An 11,033-nucleotide genomic window follows, 5' to 3' on the forward strand; every position below is an offset into this window, starting at 1 on the left:
GCTCGTGGCCGCCGCACGGCGCAAAAGCCCCTACAGGGGCGAAGTGGTGATTCATAGGATGTTTGCCGCCTCACGTCAAGTCTTGTAAGAAAAAGGCGCACCGGGGCTTGCAAAGTACGGCCAAAAACTGTACGCGCAGGCACCCGTCACGAACTGGCCCCTCCGGCTCCCGGAAACGTTGCCGGACAATGGCGGGACCCTGCCCGTGCCCGGTGTGGGGGCAGCCCGCAAAGGCGCAGCCCGCATTGACATACGGGCCACAAGGGGATACTCTGTCAGACTATAATTTGAACAATTATTCCAGCATATTACGAGGAAGTCATGTTCACCAATCGCGGCAAGGCACTGACCTTTGACGATATTTTGCTCATCCCCGGCTATTCGGGCATCACTCCTGACGCCGTGGACATTGCCACCTGGCTCACCCCTTCCATTCCGCTTCGCATCCCCCTGCTCTCCGCCGCCATGGACACCGTGACGGAATCGGCCATGGCCATATCCATGGCGCGCATGGGCGGCATCGGCATCATCCATAAGAACATGCCCGTTGCCCGGCAACGCCTTGAGGTCGAGAGGGTCAAAAAGAGCGAGAGCGGCATGATTCTCGACCCTGTGACCATTTCACCCAACAATACCGTGCAGGACGCCCTTGACCTCATGTCGGACTTCCGCGTTTCCGGTCTGCCCGTTGTTGAAGATGGCCGTCTGGTGGGCATTCTCACCAACCGTGACGTGCGCTTTATCGAAGACGGACACGCCGTGCGCGTGTCCGACGTCATGACCAGTAAAAATCTTGTCACCGTGCCCATGGGCACCTCCCTTGAAGAAGCCAAGCAGCACCTGCACGAACACCGCATTGAAAAGCTGCTTGTGGTTGATGAAGACGGCCTTTTGCGCGGCCTCATCACCATGAAGGATATCGACAAGGTGCAAAAGTACCCCAATGCCTGCAAGGATGCCGCCGGACGCCTGCGCGTTGGCGCGGCCATCGGCATTGGCAAGGATTGCGAATCCCGCGCCGAGCAGCTGCTTGAAGCCGGGGTCGACGTGCTGGTGCTTGATTCTGCCCACGGGCATTCTGTCAACGTCCTCAATGCCATACGCATGGTCAAAACGTCCTTCCCCAACTGCCAGCTTGTGGCTGGCAACGTGGCCACCTATGAGGGGGCCAAGGCCATTCTTGAGGCTGGCGCCGACACCGTCAAGGTGGGCATTGGCCCCGGCTCCATCTGCACGACCCGTATTGTGGCCGGCGTTGGCGTGCCCCAGGTAACGGCTGTTATGGACGGTGGACGCGCCGCGCGTGAACTGAACCGCTGCTGCATCGCTGACGGCGGCGTCAAGTTTTCGGGCGACATCGTCAAGGCCCTGGTCGTGGGCGCGCATTCGGTCATGATCGGCTCGCTGTTCGCGGGCACCGAGGAAAGCCCCGGTGAAACCATTCTGTATCAGGGCCGCACGTATAAAATCTATCGCGGCATGGGCTCCATCGACGCCATGAAGGAAGGCAGCTCCGACCGCTACTTCCAGGAAAAGAGCAAAAAGCTCGTGCCCGAGGGCATCGTGGGCCGCGTGCCCTACCGTGGACAAGTGATGGAGGCGGTATACCAGCTCATGGGCGGCCTGCGTTCCGGCATGGGCTATGTGGGCGCGCACAACCTCAAACAATTGTTCGAGAACACCACGTTCTGCGAGATTTCCTCGGCGGGCCTGCGCGAAAGCCATGTACACGACGTGGTCATCACCAAGGAAGCCCCCAACTACCGCATTGAGAATTAGGCCGTGTGCCTTTGAAAAATTGAACACCAGGGCAATTTCGTCTTGAAATTGCCCTGGCCTCTGCGCGAGCAGGCATCCGCCATACGGGGCCGGGCGCACAGTGTTTGCGCTGCCGACGCCCAGACGGACGCCATATACATATTGAGAACACGCATCTCACAGTGAGCATGCTCAGGCTGGCGGCGCAGCAATGCCGCATGCCCCCTGCACATAGGGAACCGGTGCGCCCCCGGCTGGGCGCGCACAGATCATGAGGAAGTTATGCCCAGCAAGGTCATTATCATAGATTACGGCTCGCAAGTTACCCAGCTTATCGCGCGGCGCGTGCGCGAAGCCGGGGTGTATTCTGAAATCCACTCCTGTGTGACCACCGCCGAACAGGTGGCCGCCATGAAGCCCCAGGCCGTCATCCTGTCCGGCGGCCCGGCCAGCGTGGGTGAAGCCGACGCTCCGGCACTGGATCCTGGTTTTCTGGAACTGGGCGTGCCCGTGCTCGGCATCTGCTACGGCATGCAGCTGCTGGCCCAGAACCTTGGCGGGCAACTGGCCCAGTCCCTCACGCGGGAATACGGCCCGGCCGACCTCAACCTCATCGCGCCCTGCATCTTGATGGACGGCGTCACCTCGCCCACCCGCGTATGGATGAGCCACGGCGACAAGGTTCTGGCGCCGCCGCCCGGCTTTACCATCACGGCCAGCACCAGCACGCTTGAAGTCGCTGCCATGGCCGATGAAAAGCGCAAAATCTACGCTGTGCAGTTCCACCCCGAAGTGCACCACAGCGTGGACGGCGAACGCATGCTCCAGAACTTCCTTTTCAAGATTGTCGGCATCAAGCCCGACTGGACCATGTCGTCCTTTGTGGAGCGCGTGATCAAGGAAATGGCCGAGCAGGCTGGCGACAAGCATGTGGTCTGCGCCCTTTCCGGCGGCATTGACTCCACGGTTGTGGCAGTGCTGCTGCACCGCGCCATAGGCAAGCGCCTGCACTGCATTTTTGTGGATAACGGCCTGCTGCGTCTTGGCGAAGGCGATGAGGTGGTCGGCTTTTTGCGCGAGCATTTTGACCTCAACCTCAATTTTGTGCAGGCGCAGGAGCGCTTTCTCTCCAAGCTCAAGGGCGTGGAAGATCCTGAAAAGAAGCGCAAAATCATCGGTCATACCTTTATTGAAATTTTCGACGAAGAAGCCAAAAAACTCCCTGAAGTGGATTTTCTGGCCCAGGGCACGCTGTATCCCGATGTCATCGAATCCGTTTCCCACAAGGGCCCCAGCGCGGTCATCAAGAGCCACCACAATGTGGGCGGCCTGCCCGATACCATGAAGCTCAAGCTCATCGAGCCTTTGCGCGAACTCTTCAAGGACGAAGTGCGCAAGGTTGCTGCCGAACTGGGCATGCCTGACTCCATCGTGTGGCGGCATCCCTTCCCCGGCCCCGGCCTCGCCATCCGTGTGCTTGGCGAAGTGACGGAAGAGCGCCTCAGCATTCTGCGTCAGGCGGACAAGATCGTGCAGCAGGAATTGCGCGAATCCGGCTGGTACCGCAAGGTCTGGCAGGGCTTTGCCGTGCTGCTGCCTCTCAAGACCGTGGGCGTCATGGGCGACGGACGCACCTATGAGCATGTCATTGCCCTGCGCGTGGTCGATAGCGTGGACGCCATGACCGCAGACTGGGCCCGCCTGCCCGCCGAGCTTATCGAGCGCATGTCCGGCCGTATCATTAATGAGGTCAAGGGCGTCAACCGTGTGGTCTACGACGTGTCCTCCAAGCCGCCCAGCACCATTGAATGGGAATAGGAGAGCCTTATGTTCGGTATAGGCAGCACTGAGCTTCTGGTCATCCTTGTGGTGGCCCTGATTGTGCTTGGCCCCAAGAGCATGGCCAACATTTCGCGCACACTGGGCAAGGCTTTGGGCGAATTCCGCCGGGTTTCCACCGACTTCCAGCGCACCCTCAATGCCGAGGTTGAAGAGGAAGAACAGAAAAAACGTAAAAAAGAGGCTGCCCAGGCTGCCAGAGAGGCCGCCAGAGCTGAAGCCGAAGCCGCGCAGGCCGCCGCCCAGGCGGCTGGTCAGGTAGCTGGTCAGGCCACGGAACAGCCCGCCGGCCAGGCTGAAGGCCAGACGCCCCAGGCTGACGCGCAGACGACGGAACCGCAAGACACCCCGGCGGCTGAGGCCGTGCTGGACACCACTGCGGTACATCCCGAACAGTCTGCCGATCAAGCCCAGGCGGCTGCCGAAGCCCAGACTGCCAGCCAGCATGCGCCGGAAGCCGCAACCGAGGCAGATCAGCCGCAGGCGTCTCCTGCCAGCGGGGCTGAAAATGACGACACTGGCGTGCCTGTTCCGCCCGAGGGCAGCCCTCTGGCCGAAGCCCTTGCACGAACTGAAGCTGAAGCCCGTGCGGCGGAAGCCCGTCTGGCGCAGACCGCAACAGCCTCTGAAAACGGCGGCAAGGCATGATTGACGAAAAAAAAGCCCCTCTTGAGCAGGCTGCGATTGATGCCAAGGCGGCCGACTCCCCGGAGTCCGGTCAGGAATCGGATGCATCCGCCGCTCTGTCCGTTATAGGCCAGATTGATCTTGAGGCCGTCAGCAAGCTGGCGGCCTCTGCCACGCCATCAGCGCCACCAACGCCATCAGGCGATGCGGGCAACGCCGCTGCGCCAAGCGTCACGGCAGGCGCTGCGGCGGGCGAAGTCACTGACGCTGCGGCAAGCGCCGCAGCTGGAGCAACGGCAGGCGAAGTAACAGCCGTTGCCGCAAGCGCTGTGACAGACGCTGCCGCAAACGCCACGGCAATCCCCACGCCCGACGCCGCAAACGCTGCTGCTGACGACGCCCCGGAAAAAACTTTCGCTGCAACGCAGCAGGATGCGGCCGCCCCGGAAGCCGCCGCTGATTCCCTTGCAGAGCACAATGCTTCGGAGCCAGCGGCCGCTGCACCTGAAGCAACCCCGCCGACTGAAGCCACTCCGGCCACAGCGGCGTCGGGCGGTCAGCCCCCATTGCCCCCGGCAAGCCCCTTTCCGCCTGCGGGCACGTCGGGCGACGCGCCTCTTCCCGTTGCTTCGGGCGGCAACCTTCCCGCCACCCCCGATGACGATGACGACGATGACGAGCCGGACAAGGCCATGGGCCTTATGGACCACCTTGGTGAACTGCGCATGCGCATCGTGCGCTGCTGCATTGCCATTATTCTGGGATTTTTTGCCTGCTGGGCGGTGGTGGACCCCATTTTCAACGCGCTGGTGAACCCGCTGCTGGCCGTGCTGCCCAAGGGCTCGCACGCCATTTACACCACCCTGCCCGAAGGTTTTTTCACGCGCATGTACATTGCCCTGGTGGCGGGCATCTTTGCGTCCAGCCCGGTGATTTTTTATCAGATATGGTCCTTCATCGCGCCGGGATTATATGAAGAGGAAAAAAAATACATCATTCCCATTGCGGTGATGTCCGCCCTGTTCTTCGCTTCCGGCGGGGCATTCTGCTACTTTGTGGTCTTTCCCTACGCTTTCAGCTTCTTTGTGAGCTTTGCCACGGAAGATATCGTGGCCATGCCCAAGGTCAGCGATTATCTGAGCTTTGTGCTCAAGCTTATTCTGGCCTTTGGCATCATCTTTGAAATGCCGCTTTTCGCCTTCTTTTTAGCCCGCATGGGCGTCATCACCGGCGCCATGATGCGCAAGGCACGGCGCTACGCCATCCTTGGCATCTTCGTCGTGGCCGCCATTCTTACGCCGCCGGATGTGGTTTCGCAGCTTCTCATGGCTTGCCCCATGCTCGTGTTGTATGAAATAAGTATCTTAGTGGCCGCCGCTTTTGGCCGCAAACCCAAAAAGAGCGAAGACGAAGAAAGCGAAGGCCAGGAAAAGCAGACCGCCGCAGGCGGAACTACTGACGCATCCAAAGACGCCAAGGCCGCCCGTACCTCGGAGGAATCATGAGTACCGCCCCGCGCACGTCCACACAGGCGCGCACCAGCGCCGAAACCGACATACGCCTTGAACTGACGCTGGACGGCCAGGGCAAAACGGATATCAGAACGGGCTTTGGCCTGCTGGATCACATGCTGACTCTGACGGCATTCTGGGCAGGCATGGATCTCACCCTCATCAGTGAGGGCGATATGGAAGTGGACGCCCACCACACCGCTGAAGACGTGGGCCTTACCCTGGGCAAAAGCCTGCTTGAAGCGCTGGGCGACAGGGCGGGCATTGCCCGCGTCGGCTACGGCCGCGTGCCTATGGACGAAGCCCTTACCGAAGTTACCGTAGACCTTTCAGGCCGCCCCTGGCTTGAGTGGCGCGGCGACGAGCTGTTGCCGCCCGTACTCGCCGGGGAGGAAAAAGACCTCTGGCGTGAATATTACAAGGCTCTTGCAAGCGGCGCACGCTGCAATCTGCATGTGGAGATGCGCTACGGCAAGAATGGCCACCACCTGCTGGAATCCGCCGCCAAGGGTCTTGGGCTTGCACTGGCTCAGGCGGTGCGGCGGCACGGCACAACCATCCGCAGCACCAAGGGAGGTCTTGATTAATGCATAACCGCCTGAATATATTTCTACTCATCGTTCTGAGCCTCGTTCTTGCTCTGGGCGCCTGCTCCAAGCGTCCGCGCAGCACAGCCGATGTGCCGCGCAACCTCTCCGGCACCTACTCCATAACCGTGGCTCCCTTTACCCAACCCGTCAATGCAAGCCAGCTCATCATGGGACGCATCCCCGAAGACCAGGGACGCGTTCCCGAAGACATGCTGACCTCCCTGGATATGCAACTGCGCCGCGTACTGACCACCGACACCAACCGGCAGTACAAGTTTATCAGTGTGCGCACCCTGCCCAAGGATCTGACGACCTTTCACAGTTCCGAACAACCGCAGGCTTTGCCCCGCTGGATAGAATACGGCAAAAAGCAGGGCGCGCAGGTGCTGCTTATTCCCCAGGTGCTGGACTGGCACGAACGTGAAGGCTCCACGGCCGGGGTCACCCAGTCGGCTCACGTGCGCGTCGAATTCTTTTTGCTGCGCGTTGACACGGGCAGCATTATGGACCGCTCTGTTTTTGAAGAAAAACAGCTGGGCTTGTCGGAAAACCTGCTGAATATGGGCTCGTTCCTCAAGCGCAAGGGCCAGTGGGTCACTGCCGAGGATCTCACCGTGGAAGCCATACGCAAGGCTGTGAAGGATTTGGGATTATGATTCTGTTTCCAGCGGTGGATATTCAGAATGGCAAGGCCGTTCGCCTCAAGCAGGGGCGTGCCCATGAAAGCACGACCTTTGCCGAAAGCCCTGTGGACGCGGCCAAAGCCTGGGAAGATGCCGGGGCACGCTGGCTGCACGTGGTTGACCTGGACGGCGCTTTTGACGGCGCTGCCCAAAGCCGACACATCGTGCGGGATATCTGCACGGCCCTTTCCATCCCCGTGCAATTGGGCGGGGGCATCCGCGACATGAAAACAGCCGAAGGCTACCTTGAAGCCGGGGTCAGCCGCCTTATCATCGGCACCCTGGCTCTGGAACAGCCAGAGCTTTTCGCCTCCATGTGCCGTGCGTTTCCCGGCCAGATCGGCGTTTCACTGGATGCTGAAGGCGGCCGCCTTAAAAGCCGCGGATGGGTTGAAGATACGGGCATGACCGTTGATTCGGCCCTGCCCCGCCTGCTTGAAGACGGCGCGGCCTTTGTCATCTACACGGATATCGAACGCGACGGCATGCAGTGCGGCGTCAATGTGGCGGCTCTGAAACATCTGGCGCAGCTTTCCACCGTGCCCGTCATTGCGGCGGGCGGCGTGGCCACGCTTGAAGACGTAAAAAATCTCTACCCCCTTACCCTCAATACCAGCCTCATCGGCGCCGTGAGCGGGCGCGCCCTCTACGAGGGAACGCTCAACCTTGAAGAAGCCAATGCCTGGATCGACGCCCAGGCTGGTGTGCAGGTTTAGGGCAGAATTCGTTGGGATGCTTTGTGGGGGAGGGACCCTTTTGCAAAAGGGTCCCTCCCCCACACCCCCACCCCCCAAAATCTTTGGAAACGCTGATTTATTCCATTTGGCGGCGTTGCTTCACTTTTTTTGAAACAATCGAGGATGGAAGAGTCCACTCCTGCTTCAAAAAAAGTTCGCGCCTTGCCAAACGAAACAACTGCGCGTTTCCAAGAGGCCCTTTAATCAGTGCTTCCTTAGGATAGTTCAAAGTGTGTTGTGATTTTGAGGGGGCCAAAGGCCGCGTCTTCCAGACAGCACACCATCTCAAAGTTCATCTGTTCTGGCTGATAAAAAACCCCAGGCCCGTTCGGACGCACGACGTCCACATGGGCCTGTTGTGCTGGGCACGTGTATGTCGGGCGCTGCCCACGTTCTGACCTGCCTGGCCTGCTGGGCCTGTCTTGCTCTGTCCTGGCCTGTTGCCCCGGGCTGAACCGCCCTTGCCAAGCCGTCGGGCAGTACCTATACTCTCCGCATGAAGTCAGCTTTTTACAACCAGCAACATCCTGGCCGCCCTTTTTGCGGCTACCCTGAAGAGCGCTACTGGCGTTCCTTCCTTTAATTCCTCGCACGCAGATGTCCTTTGGCGCGGCGGCCCCGTCAGGCGGCCGACGCTCTGGTTGTTTCAAATCCCGGACAAACTACGGCTGGGCACGCCCCTGAAGCCTGCCCGGCATGGTTGGCCGGACTGCACGCGAGGATAGAATGCTTGTGACCAAACCCCGCCACTGGTTCTGCCTTATGGGAGCCATTGTTTTTGAAGTGGCCGGAACCACGGTAATGAAGATGGCGCAAGGCTGGGATTTTTCCCATGCCGCCCTCTTGGGACTGACGCTCATGTGGCTGGCCATTGCCCTTTCCTACTATCTGCTGGCAAAAGCCACCACCGGCCTGCCCGTGGGCGTGGCCTTCGCTTTTTGGGAGGGGCTGGGGCTGACGCTCATAACCCTGTGCAGCGTTGCTCTGCTGGGTGAAAGCATGACCGTAAAGCGCGCCCTTGGCCTTGTGTGCGTACTGGCGGGCGCGCTGCTTGTCCATCACGGGACTGGACACGGGACTGGGCGCGAGACTGGGCACGGGTCTGGACATGGCAAGGAAGGCGCCACTGCCGCCATCCACCCCGCAGCGCGTCCCACGTCTGCCGCAGGCGGCACGCCGACGCAGTTTCGGGCAGGGGAAGGGGCATGATGCAAGCCTTCACGTCCTTTTTCAGCCTTTCACTGCTGCTGGTTGTGTTGGCCGCCACGCTGGACGTGCTGGCAAACCTTTTACTGGCGAAATCCGGCGGCTTTCGCCGCCGCTGGCTGGGCTTCTTTTCACTGGCGCTTGTGGGTCTGGCTTTTTACTGTCTTTCGCTGGCCGTGCGCCATATGGATCTGGCCGTGGCCTATGCCATGTGGGGCAGCTTTGGCATCCTGGGCACATCCCTTGGCGGCTGGCTGTTTTTCAGCCAGAACCTGCGGCCCTGCGCCTTTGCTGGCATGGCCTTGCTCATGACAGGCATGGCGCTTTTGCATATGAGTTGACGCCCGGGCGTCTGCCGGAGGCAATTGTGGGAAAAAAATTCTGGGATTATCTTGAAAAGTGGCGCGGTCTTTTTCCGCGCCGCCGGACGCTGCGCTGGCGTGACGGCTGGATAGAGAACGGATACTGCTGTGACTGCCGCTACTGCTGCGGCCCGCAGGACTCCAACGAACCCTATCCTATGGCCTTGTTGCCCCGGCAGATACACGCTGGCATTGAAAAAGACTTTTACATGCTCAACGCCGACACCGCCTATATGGATGGCCGAGGCTGCAAGTCGTGTTCGCCCGAGGGCTGCGGCCTGCCACGCGAAGGGCGGCCCGTGGCATGCGGCCTCTTTCCCTTTGCGCTCATCAACGGCAGCCTGTACGCCTACAAGACCTGCCCGGCCATCCTGTTTACCCCGCTGGCGCAACTGGCTCCGCTGGGGCGTGAAGCCGCCCGCTGGCTCACCGGTTTCAGCCATGAAGAACTGCGCCACCTCTCGCTCAACCTGGAGCCTGCCGTTCTGGCGGAAAAATACATTTCTCTGGGCATTCAGGTTTTTGACGCCAAAGGCGTGAACCTGCAGTTGCGCTGACCCCGGCGCAATTCCACCCTGAACATACTTGACCACCGCGTAAACTGACGCTTGCCATGAAGGCGCAATCGCCTTTTTTCGCTGCAGCCCCATGCCGTAACGAACGCGAACCCCCATTGAAAACAGACATTTTCAATGGGGGTTCGCCTTACCTACAGACACGCGGTTGCAGATACTGTGGAGAATGGGGATACCTGCGCGGACGCACGCAGCAGAACTGGTGAACAGCCACTGTTAGAGCATTTAACTCATTTCATTCGTAAACTGCTCTAGAGCAGAATAATTTTGAAATAGCATGCTGCCCGGTCGAGGCTGTCGCTGCCCCTCCCTGAGATCAAAAAAACTTGGTGCTCTAGTAACTACACCAAGAGTTTTAGGGGGTGGGGGCGTGGGGGAGGAGACCCTTTTGCAAAAGGGTCCCTCCCCCACAAAGTATTTCAAATGGGCACGGTGTGGCCAAAAGCCCGCCTCCCCCACAAAGCATTTCATCGCTACGGCGCGGGCCTGCTCCTACCATTCCGGCACAAAGGTGCGGCAGGCGTATTCCTGGGGGATACGAAGGGCATCGTCAAGCGGCAGGGCCATGTAGTGGGCCAGCAAGCTGCGGATAACGCCAGCGTGGGCCACCAGCAACAGCGTGCCTTCAGGGTAGCGCCCCCGCCAGCGTCGCACGGCTTCAAGGGCGCGGCTTTGCAATTGCGCGAAGCTCTCGCCGCCCTCTGGCCGAAAATGGGCAAAATCCCGGCCTCGCGCATCATATTGACCGGGAAAGCGCGCTTCAATCTCGGCCTTTGTCAGGCCCTGCCACTGGCCCATGTCCAGCTCGCGCAGTCCTGGTTCAAAATGTACCGGGGGCGGGCTGGCGGTCCATTCATTTCCGGTCAGAAGAATGGACGTGGTCTCACGGCAACGCCCCAGATCCGAGGACACCACTGCCGCCAGTCTTCCCGCCAATATGGGCATGAAGTCATGAGCCAGAGCGTATATCTGCTGCCGCCCGGCAGAGCTGAGCGGGATATCGCGGTTTCCCACGATGCGCCGCTCAGGATTGGGCGGCAAAGCGCCGTGACGCACAAGCCACATGCCGTTCATCTGAAATCTCCAGTTTTTTCTGTAGCACGCTCCCCGAATTTCGGGCAAGACTTGACAGATTTTTTCCATTT

General features: G+C 60.1%; 11 protein-coding genes. 10 read left to right on the plus strand and 1 reads right to left on the minus strand.

Annotated features, from left to right (window positions below):
- Window positions 1–321: 321 nt before the first annotated feature.
- From guaB to DESU86_RS02895, 10 genes are all read left to right on the plus strand, one after another.
- Entirely contained in the window at window positions 322–1,779 is a 1,458-nt protein-coding gene (gene guaB / locus DESU86_RS02850) for an IMP dehydrogenase (protein ID WP_179979667.1), read from the plus strand.
- A gap of 261 nt (window positions 1,780–2,040) precedes the next feature.
- Entirely contained in the window at window positions 2,041–3,576 is a 1,536-nt protein-coding gene (gene guaA / locus DESU86_RS02855) for a glutamine-hydrolyzing GMP synthase (RefSeq protein ID WP_179979668.1), read from the plus strand.
- A 9-nt stretch (window positions 3,577–3,585) separates the two neighbouring features.
- The gene (gene tatB / locus DESU86_RS02860; RefSeq protein ID WP_179979669.1) at window positions 3,586–4,245 is read left to right on the plus strand and encodes a Sec-independent protein translocase protein TatB; all 660 of its coding nucleotides are present in this window, start codon (window positions 3,586–3,588) and stop codon (window positions 4,243–4,245) included.
- 671 nt (window positions 4,246–4,916) lie between these two features.
- Window positions 4,917–5,729 (plus strand): twin-arginine translocase subunit TatC, encoded by an 813-nt coding sequence (tatC, locus tag DESU86_RS14695; RefSeq protein WP_179981695.1) that lies wholly within the window; start codon window positions 4,917–4,919, stop codon window positions 5,727–5,729.
- Window positions 5,726–6,322, plus strand: a complete 597-nt coding sequence (locus DESU86_RS02870) for an imidazoleglycerol-phosphate dehydratase (RefSeq protein ID WP_179979670.1) — start codon at window positions 5,726–5,728, stop codon at window positions 6,320–6,322. Before tatC ends, DESU86_RS02870 begins: the two co-directional genes overlap by 4 nt.
- The gene (locus DESU86_RS02875; RefSeq protein WP_179979671.1) at window positions 6,322–6,981 is read left to right on the plus strand and encodes a hypothetical protein; all 660 of its coding nucleotides are present in this window, start codon (window positions 6,322–6,324) and stop codon (window positions 6,979–6,981) included. The genes DESU86_RS02870 and DESU86_RS02875 overlap by 1 nt, the downstream gene beginning before the upstream one ends.
- Window positions 6,978–7,724 carry a 1-(5-phosphoribosyl)-5-[(5-phosphoribosylamino)methylideneamino]imidazole-4-carboxamide isomerase gene (gene hisA, locus DESU86_RS02880; RefSeq protein WP_179979672.1) on the plus strand — a complete coding sequence of 249 codons (747 nt, stop codon included), beginning with the start codon at window positions 6,978–6,980 and terminating at the stop codon, window positions 7,722–7,724. Before DESU86_RS02875 ends, hisA begins: the two co-directional genes overlap by 4 nt.
- A 747-nt stretch (window positions 7,725–8,471) precedes the next feature.
- Window positions 8,472–8,954 carry a DMT family transporter gene (locus DESU86_RS02885; protein ID WP_179979673.1) on the plus strand — a complete coding sequence of 161 codons (483 nt, stop codon included), beginning with the start codon at window positions 8,472–8,474 and terminating at the stop codon, window positions 8,952–8,954.
- Window positions 8,954–9,292 carry an SMR family transporter gene (locus DESU86_RS02890; RefSeq protein ID WP_179981696.1) on the plus strand — a complete coding sequence of 113 codons (339 nt, stop codon included), beginning with the start codon at window positions 8,954–8,956 and terminating at the stop codon, window positions 9,290–9,292. Before DESU86_RS02885 ends, DESU86_RS02890 begins: the two co-directional genes overlap by 1 nt.
- Before the next feature lie 26 nt (window positions 9,293–9,318).
- Window positions 9,319–9,870, plus strand: a complete 552-nt coding sequence (locus DESU86_RS02895) for a hypothetical protein (protein WP_179979674.1) — start codon at window positions 9,319–9,321, stop codon at window positions 9,868–9,870.
- Window positions 9,871–10,380: 510 nt separating this feature from the next.
- On the opposite strand, the gene DESU86_RS02900 is transcribed toward DESU86_RS02895, so the two are convergent.
- The gene (locus DESU86_RS02900) at window positions 10,381–10,962 is read right to left on the minus strand and encodes a histidine phosphatase family protein (RefSeq protein WP_179979675.1); all 582 of its coding nucleotides are present in this window, start codon (window positions 10,960–10,962) and stop codon (window positions 10,381–10,383) included.
- Window positions 10,963–11,033 lie beyond the last annotated feature (71 nt).

Origin of the sequence: Desulfovibrio sp. 86 (assembly GCF_902702915.1) — a bacterium.
Classification (GTDB): domain Bacteria; phylum Desulfobacterota; class Desulfovibrionia; order Desulfovibrionales; family Desulfovibrionaceae; genus Desulfovibrio.